Origin of the sequence: Rhizobium sp. PvP014, assembly GCF_017876855.1 — a bacterium.
Classification (GTDB): Bacteria; Pseudomonadota; Alphaproteobacteria; order Rhizobiales; family Rhizobiaceae; genus Neorhizobium; species Neorhizobium soli.
Genome location: NZ_JAGIOT010000001.1, coordinates 597,713 through 617,101 on the forward strand (window position 1 = coordinate 597,713; position 19,389 = coordinate 617,101).

Annotated in this window: 16 protein-coding genes; 12 read left to right on the forward strand and 4 right to left on the reverse strand. The window is 59.9% G+C overall.

The window, feature by feature from the left end; all coding sequences use genetic code 11:
- Positions 1 to 136: 136 nt before the first annotated feature.
- Positions 137 to 1,834 (forward strand): FAD/NAD(P)-binding protein, encoded by a 1,698-nt coding sequence (locus tag J3A65_RS02725; RefSeq protein ID WP_209899202.1) that lies wholly within the window; start codon positions 137 to 139, stop codon positions 1,832 to 1,834.
- 453 nt (positions 1,835 to 2,287) lie between these two features.
- Here the strand turns inward: J3A65_RS02725 and J3A65_RS02730 are convergent, their stop codons facing one another.
- From J3A65_RS02730 to J3A65_RS02745, 4 genes are all read right to left on the reverse strand, one after another.
- The gene (locus tag J3A65_RS02730; protein WP_062578146.1) at positions 2,288 to 2,536 is read right to left on the reverse strand and encodes a hypothetical protein; all 249 of its coding nucleotides are present in this window, start codon (positions 2,534 to 2,536) and stop codon (positions 2,288 to 2,290) included.
- 48 nt (positions 2,537 to 2,584) lie between these two features.
- Positions 2,585 to 3,103 (reverse strand): YidB family protein, encoded by a 519-nt coding sequence (locus J3A65_RS02735; protein ID WP_113166086.1) that lies wholly within the window; start codon positions 3,101 to 3,103, stop codon positions 2,585 to 2,587.
- Between the two features lie 252 nt (positions 3,104 to 3,355).
- Positions 3,356 to 3,793 (reverse strand): BA14K family protein, encoded by a 438-nt coding sequence (locus tag J3A65_RS02740; protein ID WP_113166085.1) that lies wholly within the window; start codon positions 3,791 to 3,793, stop codon positions 3,356 to 3,358.
- A gap of 112 nt (positions 3,794 to 3,905) precedes the next feature.
- A complete protein-coding gene (locus J3A65_RS02745) occupies positions 3,906 to 5,204 on the reverse strand; it encodes a Gfo/Idh/MocA family oxidoreductase (protein ID WP_209899206.1) in 1,299 nt (432 codons plus the stop codon).
- Positions 5,205 to 5,453: 249 nt separating this feature from the next.
- Here J3A65_RS02745 and zwf point away from each other — a divergent pair, with 249 nt between their 5' ends.
- From zwf to J3A65_RS02800, 11 genes are all read left to right on the forward strand, one after another.
- Positions 5,454 to 6,965, forward strand: a complete 1,512-nt coding sequence (gene zwf / locus J3A65_RS02750; RefSeq protein ID WP_209899209.1) for a glucose-6-phosphate dehydrogenase — start codon at positions 5,454 to 5,456, stop codon at positions 6,963 to 6,965.
- A 334-nt stretch (positions 6,966 to 7,299) separates the two neighbouring features.
- Complete coding sequence (gene pip / locus J3A65_RS02755) at positions 7,300 to 8,286, forward strand: prolyl aminopeptidase (protein WP_348635235.1); 987 nt, start codon at positions 7,300 to 7,302, stop codon at positions 8,284 to 8,286.
- The gene (locus J3A65_RS02760) at positions 8,283 to 10,091 is read left to right on the forward strand and encodes a S9 family peptidase (RefSeq protein WP_209899212.1); all 1,809 of its coding nucleotides are present in this window, start codon (positions 8,283 to 8,285) and stop codon (positions 10,089 to 10,091) included. The genes pip and J3A65_RS02760 overlap by 4 nt, the downstream gene beginning before the upstream one ends.
- A 27-nt stretch (positions 10,092 to 10,118) precedes the next feature.
- Complete coding sequence (locus tag J3A65_RS02765) at positions 10,119 to 11,549, forward strand: M20 family metallopeptidase (RefSeq protein WP_209899215.1); 1,431 nt, start codon at positions 10,119 to 10,121, stop codon at positions 11,547 to 11,549.
- 78 nt (positions 11,550 to 11,627) lie between these two features.
- Positions 11,628 to 13,244, forward strand: a complete 1,617-nt coding sequence (locus tag J3A65_RS02770; RefSeq protein ID WP_209899218.1) for an ABC transporter substrate-binding protein — start codon at positions 11,628 to 11,630, stop codon at positions 13,242 to 13,244.
- Between the two features lie 11 nt (positions 13,245 to 13,255).
- A complete protein-coding gene (locus J3A65_RS02775; protein ID WP_209899221.1) occupies positions 13,256 to 14,332 on the forward strand; it encodes an ABC transporter permease in 1,077 nt (358 codons plus the stop codon).
- A 7-nt stretch (positions 14,333 to 14,339) separates the two neighbouring features.
- A complete protein-coding gene (gene nikC, locus J3A65_RS02780) occupies positions 14,340 to 15,284 on the forward strand; it encodes a nickel transporter permease (RefSeq protein ID WP_062578132.1) in 945 nt (314 codons plus the stop codon).
- Complete coding sequence (locus J3A65_RS02785; protein ID WP_062578130.1) at positions 15,277 to 16,143, forward strand: ABC transporter ATP-binding protein; 867 nt, start codon at positions 15,277 to 15,279, stop codon at positions 16,141 to 16,143. The genes nikC and J3A65_RS02785 overlap by 8 nt, the downstream gene beginning before the upstream one ends.
- The gene (locus J3A65_RS02790; RefSeq protein ID WP_209899224.1) at positions 16,140 to 16,925 is read left to right on the forward strand and encodes an ABC transporter ATP-binding protein; all 786 of its coding nucleotides are present in this window, start codon (positions 16,140 to 16,142) and stop codon (positions 16,923 to 16,925) included. The genes J3A65_RS02785 and J3A65_RS02790 overlap by 4 nt, the downstream gene beginning before the upstream one ends.
- The gene (locus J3A65_RS02795) at positions 16,922 to 17,932 is read left to right on the forward strand and encodes a serine hydrolase domain-containing protein (RefSeq protein ID WP_209899227.1); all 1,011 of its coding nucleotides are present in this window, start codon (positions 16,922 to 16,924) and stop codon (positions 17,930 to 17,932) included. The genes J3A65_RS02790 and J3A65_RS02795 overlap by 4 nt, the downstream gene beginning before the upstream one ends.
- A 96-nt stretch (positions 17,933 to 18,028) precedes the next feature.
- Positions 18,029 to 19,387 carry an MmgE/PrpD family protein gene (locus J3A65_RS02800; RefSeq protein ID WP_062578124.1) on the forward strand — a complete coding sequence of 453 codons (1,359 nt, stop codon included), beginning with the start codon at positions 18,029 to 18,031 and terminating at the stop codon, positions 19,385 to 19,387.
- Positions 19,388 to 19,389 lie beyond the last annotated feature (2 nt).

The window sequence follows — 19,389 nt, forward strand, 5'->3', positions numbered from 1 at the left end:
TCGCGGAGAAATCCCCATATCAGCCAGGGTGAAATCCGGCTCGTTGCTGTTTGCTCAGTCTGGACAGATGGGGAACATCTTTCGATGTCGGTTGTTCTGTCAATGTGCGCCGCTTTCCGCGGGGCAGGAGATTTAGATGCGTAAACGCGTAGCCATTATTGGATCGGGTCCGACAGCCATATTCGCACTGCAGGACCTTGTGAAATGCAGCGCCTCTCTGGATATTGCAATTTTCGAGCGAACCGACGTCGCCGGCAAGGGAACACCCTACCAGCGGGGCATCAACGACCTCGCGATGCTGTCGAATATACCGAGCATCGAGGTTCCGGCTCTGCCGGTGATGCTCCACGACTGGCTGGCACTCCAGTCCGACGAGTACCTGAACGAGATTGGTGTTGCTCGCTCGGAAATCACAGACCGTGCATTCTATCCGCGTGTCGTGGTTGGCGATTATTTCAGATCTCAGTTCGACGCGATCATCGACGCATCGCGGGCCTCCAGGCATACGGTCGACGTGTTTGAGAACGCATCCGTCGACGACGTTCAGCCTGTCGGTGATCAGTTCAAATTGTGCCTGAGCCCTGAACATGGCGGCGCAGAGGCGCTGTTCGATTACGTCGTCATTGCGACCGGACATAGCTTTCCGTCCGAACCTGAGACGTCGCCCGGCTTCTTTGAGGCGCCATGGCCCGCGACCGCATTGCAGAGCATCCCGAGCGGCAAGATCGGAATTTTGGGGACTTCGCTGAGTGCGATCGATGCCGTCATGACGGTCGCGACCAAGTTCGGTGAATTCATCAAAAGCAAGGGTGACGAACTTAAGTACTCCGTCAACGCGGACGGCCAGGCTCTTGATATCGTGATGATGTCGCGCAAGGGTCTTCTTCCCGAAGCCGATTTCTATTTTCCGATCCCCTATCTTGAGCCGAAGATCTGCACGCAGCAGGCGGTCGATGACCGCATCGCGCTTGGCAGCAGCGGACTGCTCGATGACATTTTCGAGCTGTTTCGCCAGGAACTTGCTGTTGCCGATCCGGACTATTCCAAGGCCATCGGTCTAGACGGCTTGACCGTCGACACGTTCGCCGTTGCGTATTACGGGGTTCGCGACAAGGAAGACCCGTTCGAGTGGGCGGCGTCCAACCTTGCCGAAGCCAAGCGGAATTATGCCCAGAAGCACACCGTTCCGTGGCGCTACGCCATTCTCATTACCCATGAGATCATCGAGACGGCGGTCGGCTTTATGAACGCTGACGACCTTGGCCGGTTCAACCGGAACTTCAAGAGCATTTTCGCCGACGACTATGCGACCGTTCCGCACCTGTCGATCGAGCGACTACTTGCGCTTCATCGGAGCGGTTGTCTTGGTATCGTCGCCCTTGGCGATGACTCGGAGATCGTGAAAGAAGGTCTTGAACGGGGCGCTACTGTCGAAATCGCCGGTACCACCATGCGCTTCGATACGTTTATCGACGCCACGGGCCAGAAAAATCTGTCGGCGACCGACCTGCCATTCCCATCCCTTATCGAACGAGGGCTGATATCCGAGGCAAAGACGATGACAGCCATTGGCAATCACCGCCGTACGGGCGGGATTGACGTGGACGACCAGTGCCGACCGCTGATCGCGGGTGTGCGACCGGTGAGGCGACTGTACGTCCCGGCTGTCTCATATCTTCTGCACAAACGTCCGTTCATCCAGGGCATCACAAGTGCTGCCGAACTCGGACAGATCGTTGCAGCCTCCATCATTGCCGAGGTGACAAGACCGGTCCGCAGTCGCCGCGTCAGGTCATCCGCCCGCGCACAGGCGCCGGCTGAGATCGCAGCGTAGGATCTGCGTGCTAGTGAGCGTTGGTCGACTGAAGTGATAATCCCGCCTCTCGAGGCGGGATTTCTTTTTCAATGCCTGCTCACCTCGACCATACACGGTTCTCGCTGACGGTGTGGGGTTTTTGATTATGCCAACTGAAACCACTCTAGCTAGGCGGCAGCGGAGAGGCACGCTTACAACCTTGAGCAATGACGTACTGTGGCATCATAACAGCACGATCGCGCCGACCGGCGTCAGCGTGGCCGGCAATCTCTCGGCTGTGACCCGGACCTGCGGATGGCGAGCAGCAGGGCTCCCCTAAGATGCGTGTCGGACGAGAAACCTTCAGGACTGACCGAAGGGGAACGCAACGAAGCCTCTGTCTCATTCCTGAGAGCAGAGGCTTGTTTCTTGAGATGGAAGTCGGCTGGTCGAAGAAAACCAGGCCCTCAAACGCTGAGCTTATTCTCTGCTTCAGCCGGCTGTGGCGTTTCGAATGGCATCGATGACTGTTGCGAGAACGTTTTGACCTTCGTCGGTAATCTCCGCTCTTTTTCCGTCGATGCGGATGAGGCCGCCGTCTTCGAGTTCTGCCTGGCCCTTCGAGCTTGCGTGATGACCAGCACCATCGTCCAGAACGACTTCCTTTACGGGGTCACCGCTGAGGAGTTGATGATAGGCCGCAAACACCAGGATGGAACGCGCATCGTCTGAAAGTTTCATAGGGATCTACCGTTTTGCTTGAGGATGAAGGGATGGTGCCCCTTCCAATCACACTGTCGATGTTGGGTCGTCTGCGGGGACCTTGCCATCCGGGGTCAGCTCATCGACCGCGCGGGGAAGATCCTTGCTCAGCCGCGCAAGTATCTCATCTCGCGACAGTCCTGTTTTCGCTGCCAGTTCATCGAGAACTTCGGGTCCGATCGCTTCGGCAAGCTGATCCCCATCAATGTCCTCGTTGGATCCGGGCTTGACCCAAGATTCGGCCTTCTGACCATATCCGTTCTGCTGGAAGGTTTTCAGGAGGTCACCCAGACCACCACTCAAGACACCGCCGGACGCAAGTCCTCCCAGAATTCCGCCAAGGCCGCCTGCTTCCTTGCCGCCCGTAAGCTTGCCGAGCAGATCCTCAAGACCACTTGTCTGCCGGGGACTGGTCTCCGGAGCGGTGTTCGCTCCAGCCGGTTGGGTCTTGTTCACGCCCCGTAGGAGCTCCGCGATTTTGTCCCTGTTCTGAAATCCTGCAACGGCGAGTACGCCGAGCAGTGCTTTCAATTGACCGCTTGCCATGGTGTTCTCCTCGATTTCGCAGCCATAGCCGGGATGGCGTTAAGGCTTCATGCAAAGCAAACGACCAGTCGGCGGCGAGGTTCCTGCACGGGAACCCGTTGGCCGAACATTTGCTGCGGGGAGAGGGTTCGGGGCGGTTCGGAATAACTCCGAAGGTAAGGTGACACGGCCGCCGATCCGCTGCCGTGGTCCAAAAAAAGAAAAACCCCGCCATTGCTGGCGGGGTCTCTCATTTGCGCACCGGTGAAGATGTTAGCGGCAAACCCGGCGTGGGCCCGAGTTCGGCTGGTAGGTGTTGTCCGAAGCGCGATACGAGCGGTAACGCGCTGCACAGCTGCTGCTGCCGTTGCGGTTCTGCGAAGCGATCGCACCACCGATGAGGGCACCTGCAGCCAAGCCGCCGATGATGGCGCCAGTGTTGTTGCGACGACGGTTGTCGTAGCGACGGTCATGGCGGCGGTGGTTGCTGTAACGGTTGCGGCGATCATAGCGGTCACGACGATCGTATCGATTGTTGTATCGACGCTCGCCACGTGGGACGTAACGGCGGTTGTCGTTGCGGTACTGGACCTGCTGGACGTCAGCCGCCGGTGCAGCCGCGGTAATCGCTGCCTTCGGCATGGCCTGCGCGGGCACGTATCCGGTAAACGCGGTCATCATCGAAATGATTATAATTGCGAGCTTTTTCATCTGTCTCTTTCATTGTTGTAAAACGGAGATAGGGCGAATCTCCCGTATGGGTAGAGCGCTGGTTGAACTTGTGAACACGTCCACGACACAAGCGCTTGCGCAAACACCGGCGTCAGAGTTCGACCGCAGCTGGTGGTCCGCGGAAGGCGTCGAGTCGGTCCGGGGCCTGGAGCCTCACGGGCGCTCCCGATCGCGCTGACTCGTAGATTGCTTCCATCACAACATGATCCTGCACACCTTCCTCGCCGGGCGTTCGTGGCTTGCGGTCCTCGATGATGCAGGTCGCCATGTGGTCGATCTCGGCCGCGAACTGGTTGTTGAGCGCGATCTCGACCTTTTTCTGCACGGATTTTTCGCCGTCCAGTTCGGTGACAGTCAGGCTCTGGCCGTCGTATTTGTAGGCGTTCGCCATATCCACGGTGGCCTTTTCGAAATTGAGCCGCTGATGCTTGTCGTCTCGCGCGCCATAGCTGGTGAAGCAGTTGGCGATGAAATTGGATGGGAAGCGCAAGGTGAACGAGACCGTTTCCTCGACCTCGGCATAGCGAGGGTCACCTTCGGGGCTGTATTGCGTCGCCATGACTTCGACCGGTTCCTCACCTGTGAGGAAGCGTGCGGTGTTCAGGCAGTAAAGCCCAATGTCAGGGAGTGATCCGCCACCGGCAAGAGCCTTCTTGTGCCGCCATTGCTCGGCACCGTTTTCGGCAACCGTCTGAACGTTGATCGCGGACATGCCGACAAGACGGCCATAGGCTTTGCTGCGGACTTTTTCGGCGAGGTAGAGATTGGCGGCTTCGTACTGGATGCGGTAGGCCACCATCAGCTTGACGTTCTGCTCTTCGCAAACCTTGACCATTTCCTGCCCGTCCGCCGAGCTGATCGACATGGGCTTCTCGCAAAGGACATGCTTGCCTGCCCGCGCTGCCCGTTCGACATATTCGCGGTGCATGCTGTTGGGCAGAACGATGTAGACGGCCTTGATGTCCGGATTGGCCTTGATGGCGTCTAAGCTCTCGTAATCGTAACAGGCATCCTCGGCGATGCCGTATTGCCGCGCGACCGCCGATAGCTTCTCCGGCGTTCCGGACACGAGCGCCACGAGTTTCGATTTTTTCGTTTCGCCAAAGGCGGGTAGTATTTCTGCGAGGCTGAGACGACCGAGAGCTACGACCGCAAAGCCGACCCTATCTTCCGGAGGAAGCGGCGTTGACGGGTTTCCGCTCGGGGTCTCATCGGGCCCGCGCCATTCCGGGAACTTGACCTTGCCGTCCTCGACCATGCCGGTGTCCACCTGCGTCGGTGCGGGGTAGCTCTGAGCGCCGGCAACCGTCGTGGACAACACCACCCCCGTTGCGCCTGCGGCTCCAAGTTTCAGAAGATTGCGTCTGTTGAAAGCGCTTGCCTGATCCATGCCGGTCTCCAAATTGCTCGCCGCCTCACAAACAACGCCGTTTCGCCGATGTTCCTTTGCATTCTGCGTTTGTCGGATGCGGAAGGTGGCTTGGGTATGCGGGTCCGGTGTGAGTATTCATCGGCGCGCGGATGCCAAGTCGTCGCGGCGCCGACCCTTCTCGCAACTCGCCTCTATTTCCCTTTCGAGAATTGCTGGTAGCACCGAGAAGCCTATATCCCCGTAAGGACCTCATGGAAGGAGCTATGCGTGATCCCGAAAAAAGCACCGCCCGTTACTCTCGTCATCTTCGGCGCCACCGGCGACCTGACGCGTCGCCTGCTCATTCCGGCGATCATCAACCTGACACGCAGCGGCCTGGTCGGAGACGATCTCGCTATCCTCGGTGTCGGGATCGATGAAGGCGACGACGAGTTTCTGCGCGGTCGGCTCGATGAGTTCCTCACCCATCTCAGCCCAGACGGCGAAGAGCCGACCCGCAAAGACGACGCCTGGTTCAGTCTGCGATCCCGCATTTCATATATGAGCGGCGATTTCACCATGGACGATATCTATAAGGCGATTGAAACGCGGCTTGGATCGACGGCGAATGCTGCTTTCTACCTCGCCGTCCCGCCCGTTCTGTTCGGACCGATCGTCGAGAAGCTGGCAGTGCATGGCCTGATGCAGGAAACCGAGACATGCTTCCGGCGCGTCGCGATCGAGAAACCCTTCGGGATCGATCTCGCCTCGGCGAAGGCTCTCAATGCCCGTATATTGTCGAATGTCGAGGAAACCCAGGTCTACCGGCTGGATCATTTTCTCGGCAAGGAGACTGTGCAGAACCTGATGACGGCCCGTTTTGCCAACATGATCATCGAGGGCCTGTGGAGCAACACCTATATCGACCATGTTCAGATCACGGCGGCCGAGGTTGTCGATGTCGGCAGTCGCGGCAAATTCTACGATGCGACAGGTGCTCTCCGCGACATGGTTCCGAACCACCTGTTCCAGTTGCTGGCCATGATCGCGATGGAACCGCCGAACAGTTTCGATGCCGAGGCTATTAGAAACGAGAAGGGCAAGGTGCTGAAAGCGCTGCGTGTCTATTCGACTGAAGAGGCTGCCGCAAACAGCGTGCGCGGCGCCTATGGTTCGGGCGATCTCGGCGGCAAGTCGTTGTCAGCCTACCGGGACACCAAGGATGTCGCGCCCGACAGTCGGACCGAAACCTATGTGGCCCTCAAGCTTTACGCCGACACATGGCGCTGGGCCGGTGTACCGTTCTACTTGAGGACGGGAAAGGCTTTGACCGCCCGCGACACGGAAATCGTCATCACGTTCAACAAGGTCCCATTTGCCCAGTTTCGCGAAACGGACGTGACGCGTCGTCTGCCGCCCAACCGGCTCGTCATCCAGGTTCAGCCGGATGAAGGTATGAGCATGGAAATCTCGATCAAACGCCCCGGCCAATCCGTCGAGACAGTGCCGGTGACACTGGATTTCCGCTATTCCGACAGGTTCGACATCGGCAACACGACGGGCTACGAATCCCTGATCTACGACCTGTTCATCGGCGATCAGGCGCTGTTTCAACGCGCCGACAGCATCGAAGCCGGATGGGCTGCCGTCCAGCCTTTCCTGGACGCCTGGGCAGAAGACGGCTCGGTTCCAGAACCCTACGCCCCCGGCAGCATGGGCCCAGCCTCAGCCGATGACCTTATCCGCAAAGACGGTCGTGAGTGGCATGAACTCGGGGTGGTGCTGCATCAGAGGAAGTGAAACGGTGATTTTGTGTGAAGACCGTCGGTGTCTAGAAGCCCGACTGGTTTTTGTTTTCCACAGGTCTTCGAAATTTTTCGAAGTTATCAAATGCCGTGCGCGATGAACCCATCCTGTTGATACGATGAGTGGCGGGTAGCGGCCGAGGCAGCCACAACGGGACCAATTCCGTTAGTGCTCGCAGTTGAAGGACAGCTTCTCACGAGACTTACGAGGTAAAACTATTCCGCTTTGGAATGGCCCATCACCAATTTTCATTGGACGTGTCTGTCTCTCCGCGACATCATGATTAAATCTTATACATGCATAAATTTTATGCATATCGGACGTTGTCGTGGTGCTTATCGAAATGCCTCAAAGCCAACAGCCCCTTACCTATCTCGTGCAAGCTGACGAAATGCATGTCCTGCATGTCGAGGAATTCGGGAGCAAAGACGGTGTTCCGGTCGTCATCCTGCATGGAGGGCCAGGTGCCGGCATCTCGCCACAGCAGATCAAGACATTCGATGCCTCTGCGTTCCGCATCATCACTTTCGATCAGCGGGGCGCAGGGAAATCTACCCCTCATGCCGAGCTTACCGGAAACACGACCGATGCGCTGATCGAAGATATTGAGGGTGTCCGCACGGCGCTCGGTATCGAACGGTGGGTGGTCGCCGGCGGTTCCTGGGGCAGCTGCCTGGCACTTGCCTATGGACAGGCGTATCCGCAACGGTGCCTCGGCTTTCGCCTGCACGGAATTTTCCTGGCCGGCCCGGACGATATCGACTGGTGGTTTAACGGTGTCCGCTCGATCTTTCCCGAGGAATGGGAGGAGTTCGCGGACTTCATTCCGGAAAACGAACGCGGTGACCTGCAATCGGCATACCACCGCCGCCTGACGAGCGGAAACCCGCAGGTGGAAGCCGCCGCCGCACTGAGCCTCCGCGGCTTTTCAGCGAAGACGCAGACGTTCCTGCCGGATCCTGCCCATGTCGCCGCCCTAATGGATCCCAAGGCGGCCCTCGCCGTCGCCCGCATCTTCACCCACTACTGCGTCAACGGTGCGTTTCTGAAGCCGGGGCAGCTGCTCGTCGATATCGACCGCATCCGGCATCTTCCCTGCCAGATCGTGCATGGCCGCTACGACACGGTGACGCCGATGCTTTCAGCGTGGCGGCTGCATCGAGCCTGGCCCGAAGCCGGCTTCACCATCGTTACGGAAGCCAACCACCAGTCGACCAAAGGCCCGCTCTTCGACGAGCTCAAGGCCGCATCCGAGAGGCTGTCGCACCAGCTGGCCGACAACCGAGACCTCAATCTGGAGCATAACCATCGATGACGAGAACGATCGACGCATCCGCGATCCTGCCATTCATCGGGATCGGCTCCGTCAAATCGCCGGCGGTATCACCTGATGGGCAGTGGCTTGCATACCTATCGGACGCCACCGGGTTTCACCAGATCTGGATCCGTCCATTTGCGGGAGGGCAGGCACGTCAGCTGACTGAAATGCCGGAACCCATCGGGGCTTTTGCCTTCAACCCGAAGGGACCGCAAATCCTCTTCACAATGGATTGTGGCGGCGATGAGCGTCATCAGCTCTGGCTGCTCACGGACCTGACGGCAGAGCCTGTTGCGCTGACATCCGCCACGACCGTGGTGCATCTTTGGGGAGTCTGGTCGCCTGAGGGAACGCGTATTGCGTATACTTCCAACGCTCGTTCACCCTATGACATGGACGTCCACGTCACCGACATCGCGAGCCGCGAAACGAAGGTTGTCCATGTCGGCAGTGGCATGCGAGAAGTTCTTGCGTTTATGCCTGACGGACAGTCGCTCCTGCTGCGCGAAACCCTGCGCTCCGGCAACGACCAGGACATTTATCGTCTCGATATCGCCACCGGCTCTCTTGCGCCGCTGATGCCGCATGACGGCAAGGCTCGCTATCTTGCCGCCCGGCTTTTCAAGGATGGCACCGGTGGACTGACAATCAGCGATCAGAACCGCGACTTCATGGCCATCTCTCGTTTTTCGGCCGATGGCGGCGAGATCACGCCGGTGCTGGAGTTCGCGGGGCGCGATATAGAGGCGATGGCATTGTCTCCCGGCCAGGACCGCATCGCTTTAGTGGTCAACGAGGATGGCTGGAGCCGGATCGGTATTGCAGATCGCGATGGTGGCAATCTGATCCGTTTCGACCACCAACCCACCGGCGTCATTACCTCTGTCGCCTTTACGCCTGATGGTCGGTCGCTCGTCTTCCCCCTGGAAAGTGCGTCGAAGCCCTCATCTCTCTGGAAGGTCGACCTCGCGACTGGCCAGTTCGACCAACTGGTGGCGCCGCAGACGAACGGCTTCGATGGCGGCGCCTTTATCGAACCGGTTGTCGAGCGGTTCGAGAGCTTCGATGGCCGCTTGATCCCGGCGTGTGTCTACGTTCCGGCGTCGCCGCCTCCGTTGCTGGGATACCCCGTGCTGTTCATCGTGCATGGCGGCCCGGAGATGCAGTGGCGTCCGGATTTTCGCGCTGACGTCCAGTTCTTGCTGAGCCAGGGCGTCATGGTCGTTGCCCCAAACATTCGCGGCAGCACCGGTTATGGCCGCATCTTCCATCAACTCGACGATCGCGAAAACCGGATGGATACCGTGTCCGACCTGCGGGCGATCAGGCTGGCGATCGGCGCCCGCGAGCACGTCGATGACGATCGCATCGGCGTGTTCGGCCGCTCCTATGGCGGGTTCATGGTGCTTTCGGCGTTGACGGAAGATCCGGACCTCTGGTCGCTCGGCGTGGATTTTTACGGCGTCGGCAACTTCCTCACCCATCTGCGCGCAACCGGCCCCTGGGGACGGCAGCAGCGGGTTGCCGAGTATGGCGATCCGACTGTGATGCGCGAAACACTGGAGCGGTTCTCGCCGATCAACCGCATCGACCGGATGAAGGCACCCTTGCTGATCGTCCATGCCAACCGCGATCCGCGCGTGCCGATGGGCCAGAGCGAAGACGTCTATTCCTGCCTGAGCGGCCTTGGACATGACTGCGACTATCTGCGGATCGATCACGAGGGGCATGGTTTCGCCCGGCTCGAGAACCGCCGCACCGTGTTTTCCGCTTTCGCCCGTTTTCTACAGAAACACCTTTAACAGCAGCCTTCTTGGAGAATTTTTACCATGCAGAACAGTGAGCCGATCTGGGATCTCGTCGACGAACACAAGGCGGAATTCGAAGCGCTCAGCGACCGCGTCTGGGGAATGCCTGAAATCGCCTATACCGAATATGCGTCTGTTGCCGAGCACGCAGCCATGCTGCGCGAGCAGGGATTCCGGGTCACCGAGAATGTCGCTGGCATTCCGACGGCCGTGATGGGCGAAGCGGGGGAGGGTGGACCGATCATCGCCATCCTCGGCGAATACGATGCGCTTCCGGGCCTCAGCCAGGAAGCAGGGATCGCCGAGCCGAAACCCCTGCCGGGTAACGGTCACGGCCATGGCTGCGGTCACAATCTCCTCGGCTCTGCCGCCATGCTTGCCGCGACGGCGATCAAGGATTGGCTGGAGAAATCCGGCACGCCGGGCCGTGTCCGGTATTACGGCTGCCCGGCTGAAGAAGGCGGTGCGGCAAAGTCCTTCATGGCACGCGAAGGTGCTTTCGATGGCGTCGACGCGGCGATCACCTGGCACCCGAGTGCCTTCACCGAAGTCGCCCGCGCGCAGTCGCTTGCCAATACGCGCATGGATTTCCGCTTTACCGGCCGCGCCTCGCACGCCGCCGCTGCGCCTCACCTTGGCCGCTCGGCACTCGATGCCGTCGAACTGATGAATGTCGGTGTCAACTATCTGCGCGAACACGTGCCGGAATCCAGCCGTATCCACTATGCCATGCTCGATTCCGGCGGCATCGCCCCGAATGTCGTGCAGGCCAAGTCAGCGGTGCGTTACGCCATCCGCTCGCGTGATCTGAAGGGCATGCTCGACCTCAACGAACGCGTGAAGCGCGTGGCACATGGTGCTGCGATGATGACCGACACGACAGTCGAAATCTCCATCATGAGCGCGGTCTCGAACCTTCTCGGCAACCGGCCCCTGGAAGAGGCCATGCAGCGCATTCTCGAACGGCTTGGCCCTGTGCCTTTCGAAGCCGCCGACAAGGCGTTTGCCGCTGAAATCCAGGCGACGTTGAGCGACGAGGATATCGACAACGCCTATCTGCGCACCGGCCTGCCGCGCCGCGAGGACACGCCGCTATGCGATTTCATCGTGCCGCTCGATGTTCATGGCGAGCCGATGATCGGTTCCACCGATGTCGGCGATGTCAGCTGGATCATGCCGACCGTCCAGGCCCATACGGCGACGATTGCCATCGGCACGCCGGGTCATTCCTGGCAGGTGACGGCGCAGGGCAAGATGCCGGCCGCCCACAAGGGCATGACCCATGCCGCCAAGATGATGGCCGGCACGGCGATCGAACTTCTGGAGGACGCGGAACTGCTGGCAGCCGCCAAGGCCGATCATCAGGCGCGCCTGGGAAAGACGGCATACGTCTGCCCGATCCCGGAAGACGTCAATCCGCCTCTTCAGCCACGCCCGAAAGAGGCTGCCTGAGATCCAACTGCCGGGGGCGGAAAAGCCCTCGGCCTCAAATCAGCGTTCAAGATTCGAAAAACAAGGGGAACTGAAAGCATGATGACGAAACACTTTGCCAAGCATAAGAGGGCGATTGCCGCCACTGCCGCTGCATTGCTCACCTCGATTGCTCTGCCTGCCCACGCTGCGACGCCGGCTTCGGCACTTGTCATGGCCTGGAATGTCGATGCGATCAGCACGTTCGATCCGGCTCAGGTCGGCGAGGTCGTCACCAACGAGCTCCTGCAGAACACGTGTGACTCCCTCGTCGACTTCGACCCCAAGGATGAATCCAAGGTCGTACCGCTGCTTGCGAAAAGCTGGGACGTGTCCGAAGATCGCAAGCAGATCACCTTCCACCTCAATGAAGGCATGAAGTTCCCGAGCGGCGAAGCCGCCACAGCCAAGGAACTCGCCTGGTCGATGCAGCGCGTCGTGATGCTGGGTTACGGCAACGCCGCGACGCTGACGGAATACGGTTTCACCAAGGACACGGTGAAGGACCGGATCGTCGCCAAGGATGACAACACGCTGGTCCTGACGCTCGACAACCCCTATCCGACCAACCTCATCCTGCAGGCGATCGGTGCGAACCGCGTTTCGGCGCTGCTGGATCAGGCGACGCTGACCAAGAACGAAGTCAACGGCGATTTCGGCAACAAGTATCTTGCCACCAACACCGCCTGCGTCGGGCCTTACAAACTCGTGCAATGGAATGCCGGTGAATCTATCGTACTCCAAGCCAACGACGATTATTACGGCAAGGCGGCCAAGCTCAAGCGCGTGCTCATTCGCCACGTCGCCGAGCCGGGCACCCAGCGCCTGCTGCTCCAGAAGGGTGACGTCGATATCGCCCGTGACCTGTCGCCGGACGATCTGGCCGATCTCGACGGCAAGCCCGGCCTGAAGGTCGAACGTGTCCTGAAGCCGCAGCTGTTTTTCTGGACTTTCAATGCGCTCGATCCGGTTTTCAAGGACGAGAAGGTGCGCCTCGCGATGCGGTACCTGATCGACTATGACGGCCTTGGCAAGTCGGTGATGAAATATCTCGGCGTGCCGCGTGCAAGCTTTGCACAGCTCGGCGCCACCGGTGCGCTCGATGCCGAACAAGGCCAGCCCTTCAAGCTCGATATCGAAAAGGCCAAGGCGCTTCTGACTGAAGCCGGCTATCCCAATGGCTTCGAGGCAAACGTGCTGATCGGCACGCTGCCGCACTCGGCGCCGATCGCGCAGAGCATCCAGCAGAACGCCTCCAAGGTCGGGGTTAAACTGAACCTTGAGCGCATGGCCAATTCTCAGTTGTTTGCCCGTATTCGTGGCCGCGAATTCCAGACTGGAATGCTCGCCTGGCAGACCAGTGTACCGGATGCGCACGGCAACGCCTCGCGCCTGATCTACAATCCGGACAACCGCCCGGAAGCCAAGCTGACGCAGATTCCGGCCTGGCGCTCAGCCTACCAGAACGAAGACTTCAACAAGCGGATCAAGGAGGCGCTTCTCGAAGGCGATCCGGAAAAGCGCAACCAGATCTACTACCAGCTGCAGAAGGACACGATGCAGCAGGGGCCGTCGGCGATCATGTTCCAGATGTATAACATCCTCGGCATCAGCGATAAGGTTCAGAACTGGACCTGGAACGGTTTCCGCGTCTACTACGATATGGCCTCCAAGTAAGGCGGGCCACCATGGCGGATATCACCCATTCGGTTCCCCGCAGCGATGCGGGGAACGGTACGAAGCCCAATCCGGTCCTCGTCGTGTTGAGTATTCTCGGCAAGACGCTGCTGCCGGTCTTCGTCACCCTTTTCGGCCTCGCGGCGCTCACATTTTTCATCGGCAGAATGCTGCCGATCGATCCGGTTGCCTCCATCCTCGGGGATAATGCCACGCAGGAGGCCTATGAGAAAATGTCGGCGGCGCTCGGCATGGACAAACCGCTCTGGTACCAGTTCGGTGTCTATCTCAAGGGCATCGTCGTCCTCGACTTCGGCGATGCGCTGACGACGGGTAAGCCTGTGATCGACGATATCGCCCGCGTCTTCCCGGCAACGATCGAGCTTGCCACGCTGTCTATCATCCTCGGGACAGGCCTCGGGATTCCGGCTGGCGTTCTGTCTGCCATGTACCGTAATTCCTGGCTCGACAACGTCATCCGCTTCACGGGCCTGATCGGTTATTCGGCCCCGAATTTCTGGCTCGGCCTTATGGGATTGGTACTGTTTTACGCCACGCTCGGCTGGATCGGCGGGCCGGGACGCATCGATTTCATTTACGAATTCGATATCGAGCCGATAACGGGCTTCTACCTGATCGACACGGCGCTCGCTGGCAATTGGGAAGTGTTTCGCAATGCCTTCGGCCACATCATCCTGCCGGCTTCGATCCTCGGCTTTGGCGCGCTTGCCTATATCAGCCGCATGACGCGCAGCTTCATGATCGAGCAGCTGAGCCAGGAATATATCGTCACCGCGCGTGTCAAAGGCCTGTCCTGGGCGAGTACCGTCTGGATCCACGCCTTCCGCAACGTCGCGGTTCAGGTGATGACCGTCGTTGCGCTCTCCTACGCCTTCCTGCTCGAAGGCGCGGTGCTGACGGAGACGGTGTTCGCCTGGCCGGGCTTCGGCCGCTACCTCACCAACGCACTTCTCGTCGGTGATATGAATGCCGTGGTTGGCTGCTCGCTTCTCGTCGGTGTCATCTTCGTGACGCTCAACCTGATCTGCGATCTTCTTTATCGCGTCTTCGACCCCAGAACCCGCTGAGGCCGCCATGACTGACAAAGCCATCACCCCTTCGACCGCGCTGCCCGCCAATGCCCGAACGGGACTTGGCGCCTGGCTGCGCGCGCCGGTTCCGACCTCGCCCTCGCATGCCCGCATGCAGCAACTGTGGCTGCAATGGCGGCGGTTGCGCGCCAACGGTTCTGCCCTGTTCGGATTGTGCGTTATCGTCTTCCTGTTGATCGCGGCGACGTTTGCGCCGCTTCTCGCGACGCACGACATCTACGATCAGAACCTCGCAGCACGCTTGCTCGCTCCATCCGCCGAGCACTGGCTGGGAACCGACGAACTCGGCCGAGACGTCTACAGCCGGCTTTTGTTCGGTGCCCGCATCACGCTTTACATCGCGCTTCTGACTACTGTCATCGTCGCACCGATCGGGCTTATTGTCGGCACCACCGCGGGCTATCTCGGCGGCTGGGTCGATACGGTCCTGATGCGCATCGTCGATGTGTTTCTCGCTTTCCCCAACCTCATCCTCGCGCTTGCCTTTGTCGCAGCGCTTGGTCCTGGCATCGAGAATGCGATCATTGCCATTTCGCTTGCCTCATGGCCGCCGATCGCCCGCCTTGCCCGTGCCGAAACCCTCACTGTTCGGCACTCGGATTATATCGCCGCCGTCCGCCTTCAGGGCGCGTCCAGTCTTCGCATCATCTTCAGCCATATCATGCCGATGTGCATTCCCTCCGTCGTGGTGCGCGTTACCCTCAATATGGCGGCGATCATCCTGACGGCGGCGGGCCTCGGCTTCCTCGGTCTCGGTGCTCAGCCACCGAGCCCCGAATGGGGCACGATGCTGTCGTCGGGCCGCGAGTTCGTGATGACCAGCTGGTGGATCGCTGCCATTCCCGGCACCGCCATCCTCATCACCAGCCTTGCCTTCAACCTGTTGGGCGATGGCCTGCGCGACGTATTGGATCCCCGCAATGGATAAGCCGCTGATCGACGTCAAGGATCTGACGATCCGCTTCGAGACCCCGCAACGCAGCTTCGATGCGGTGCGCGGGCTGTCCTTCACCATCGGCCGTGAAAAGGTCGGCATCGTCGGCGAGTCCGGATCCGGCAAGTCGCAGACCGGTCGCGCCCTTCTGAAGCTGACGCCCAAGGTTGCTAAGATCACCGCCAGTCATATGCGCTTCAAGGATACCGATCTGCTTGCAGCCAGCGAAAGGGACATGCGAAAGATCCGTGGCAACCGCATTTCGATGATCCTGCAGGACCCGAAATATTCGCTGAACCCGTTGATGCGCATCGGCCAGCAGATCGTCGAAGCCTATCGCCTTCATCACAATTCCCCGAGAGCGGAAGCGAAGGCCAAGGCGCTTGCCATGCTCGAATCCGTGCAGATCCGGGATCCGGAACGCGTCTTCAAGCTCTATCCGCATGAAGTGTCCGGCGGCATGGGCCAGCGCGTCATGATTGCCATGATGCTGATCCCCGAGCCGGACCTGATCATCGCCGACGAACCGACCTCCGCCCTCGACGTGACGGTCCGCCGCCAGGTGTTGACCATTCTCGATGAACTGGTAACGCGCCGCGGCACCGGCCTGATGTTCATCAGCCACGACCTCAACCTCGTGGCAGATTTCTGCGATCGGGTCCTGGTCATGTATGCCGGTCGCATCATGGAAGATCTGCCGGCGAAGGACCTGCATAAGGCGCAGCACCCCTACACGCAGGCCCTCCTCAAAAGCCTTCCGCGGCTCGATGTCGAGGCCGACGAACTGACGGTTCCGGTGCGCGATCCCGACTGGCTCGACGGTCCTGTTTATCGCAACGGAGTTCTGGCATGATCGCAGCAAGACCCCTTATCGAGGCGATCGGTCTCTCCATCAGCTTCGGCCCGCACCATGCCTGCAATCGCGTTGTCGACGACGTGTCGTTCCGTATCGGAAAAGGCGAAGCCTATGGCCTGATCGGTGAGTCCGGCTGCGGCAAGTCGACCATTCTGAGGGCATTGTCGGGCCTCAACAGCGATTACCACGGCGCTTTGACGCTTGCCGATCGCGAGCTGCCGAAAAAGCGCAGCAAGGATTTCTTCCGCCGCGCCCAGATGGTGTTTCAGGATCCCTATGGCTCGCTGCATCCGCGCAAGATCGTCGAAAAGGTTTTGTCGGAACCGTTGCGCATCCATGGCTTCGATCGCCAGTCCGAACGCATCGCTGAGACGCTCGATGCCGTTGGGCTTGGTGCGTCCTTCCGGTATCGCTATCCACACGAACTTTCGGGTGGCCAGCGCCAGCGTGTGGCGATCGCGCGGGCGCTGATCGTCGAACCGGACATCCTGCTGCTCGATGAACCGACTTCCGCGCTCGACGTATCGGTGCAGGCGGAAATCCTCAATCTCCTGAAGCGTCTGCGGACGGAGCGAAACCTTACCTATCTGATGGTCAGCCACGACCTCGCCGTCATCGCTCATATCTGCGAGCGCGCCGGCATGATGTACAAGGGGCGTATCCTCGAGGAGCTGACGTCGCAGCAGATCCGGCAGTCCGAAGCGAAGGAAGACTATACGCGGGAGTTCCTTCAGGCGAGTGTCGAGGCCGTTGCCCGCTCTCCGGAGGTGGCGGCATGAGCGCTGCCCCATCCGTTGCCAATCCCGGAAGAGACTGGGAATGGCACGGGAGCGAGACCGAGGCTGGAGTTGACGGCAACGGTCTCGACGCGCTGCGTGCCTTTGCGGCGACCCAGGCGACCGACATGCTTCTCGTTGTCAGGCAGGGTAAGGTGGTGCTGTCGCTCGGTGAACCGGATCGAAAATTCCTCTGCCATTCGATGCGCAAGAGCATTCTCGCCGCCCTGATCGGCTTCGAGGTCGAGGAAGGGCGGATCGATCTTTCCGCAACCTTGGAAAATCTCGGCATCAACGATCGCGAAGGGCTGAGCGATATAGAAAGGCAGGCAACGGTCTATGACCTCCTGACGGCACGCTCCGGCATCTATCACCCTGCCGGATACGAGACGCCCTGGATGCGGCGCATCAAGGAACCTCGCCACTCGCACGCGCCTGGCACCTTCTGGTGCTACAACAACTGGGATTTCAACGCACTTGGCACGATCTTCGAGACGCTGACGGGCGAAACCGTGCATCAGGCATTCGCGCGACGGATCGCTGGACCGATCGGCATGCAGGATTTCACCCATGCAGGCGATGAGCCGGATGGCTGGCACGAGAGCTTCGATATCAGCGAGCACCGGGCCTATCCGTTTCGCATGTCGAGCAGAGATCTCGCACGCTTCGGGCAGCTGTTTCTGCAGCGGGGCCTCTGGAGCGGTACCTCGGTTCTGCCCTCCGGTTGGGCACAGCAATGCGTTATGCCCTATTCGCATGCCGGCACGCATGGTGGTTATGGCTATATGTGGTGGCTGGAGCGGGAAGGCGTCTTCCTGCCGAGCGTTGTGACGCCGAGAGGGAGTTATGCGGCAATGGGTGCCGGCGGGCATTATTGCATCGTCATCCCGGCACTCGACATGGTGGTCGTCCATCGCGTCGACACCGAAATCCAAGGGCGTGAGGTCACGCGTTTCGGCATGGGGAAATTGTTGCGTTTGCTCCTCGCGGCCATGAACGATACGTCCTGATATCCTCCCCACACCGCCCCAAGATACCTCGTCCTGAAACGGGCTCCTCGGCGCGGCAAGGACTGCTTTTTCATTTCCAGCAACGGGCCTTCGAACATGACCGTCATCGAAACCATAGCGAACTGGTGCTGGGCACCACCGACCAGCAGCGATACGGCCCGCCGTCTGGCGCGAGAAGCGATCGCCGATACCGTTGCCTGCCTTTACGCTGGTCGCAACGACATGAGCACCCGTGCCGTTGCCGATGCGTTCGGCCGCCAAGCAGACGGAGAGGCAGCGCTCGTCACCGGTGGGCGGCATTCGCAATCCGTCGCGGCTCTGGTCAATGGGACGGCGGCACACGCACTCGACTACGACGATAATTTTCGCCCCGGGATGAGCCACGCTTCGGCGGTCATCTTGCCGGCACTGCTGGCCGTTGCCAATCGCGCGAGTGCAAGCGGCTGCATGCTGGTGGATGCCTATCTCGTTGCCCTGCAGGCGCAGGCATTTGTGGGGAGCGGTGTTGCCGGTTCCCACTACACCGCCGGCTGGCACGGGACCTCGACCGTCGGCAGCATCGGCACGGCTGCGGGCGTTGCCACGCTGCTGGGGCTCGATGCCGCCGGTATCGCGCGCGCTCTTTCGCTCGGCGCCAGCATGGCATCTGGCACAAAGGGTCAGTTCGGCACGCCGGTCAAACCCTTCCACGCCGGCATGGCAGCCCGAAATGCCGTGGAGGCAGCTTTGCTCGCTGCGCAGGGCCTGAGCGGCCGCCTCGATATTCTCGAGGGCGAGCAGGGGTTTCTCGAAATGTTTGGTGGTATCGGTCCTCTAGGCTACGACATCAATACTATCGCTCAGACCCGAGAACACACGATCGAAACGACGGGCGTGATGCCGAAAATGCACCCATGCTGCGGTTCCACCCACATGATCGTCGATGCAGCCCTCGACCTGATGCAGATGGAGCAATTCGATATCGACGCGATCGTCTCGGCCGAATGCCATGTCGGAATCGCAAACTATCGAAACCTTGCCTATCCGGAGCCGAGGGACGAGATGCAGGCGCGGTTTTCCATGCAGTATTGCCTAACCCTCGCGCTTCGCAGGAAGACGCTTGTCCTGTCGGATTTCACGCCTGCCGCGATCGAGAGTTTTGCAAGCGATCCGCTGCTAACGAAGATCTCCATGACACATTACAGCGCTGAGGAAGAGGCTGCCGCCAAATCCAATCTGCCGCACAGGCTGACAATAACGCTTTCTGATGGAAGGATTCTGGAAACGCAACGCGCAGCGGCCCGCGGCGGCCTCGCCAATCCCTTCCAGGATGATGCGCGTCGCGCAAAGATCAGCAATTGCCTCGATGATATGGAGGATGTCGAGCTCATCCAGACCAAGCTGAACCAGTTGGACGACCAACCCGACCTGCATTTCCTGGATGTGCTTTTCGATGGCCGTGCCGCTGCTGCTTGAGG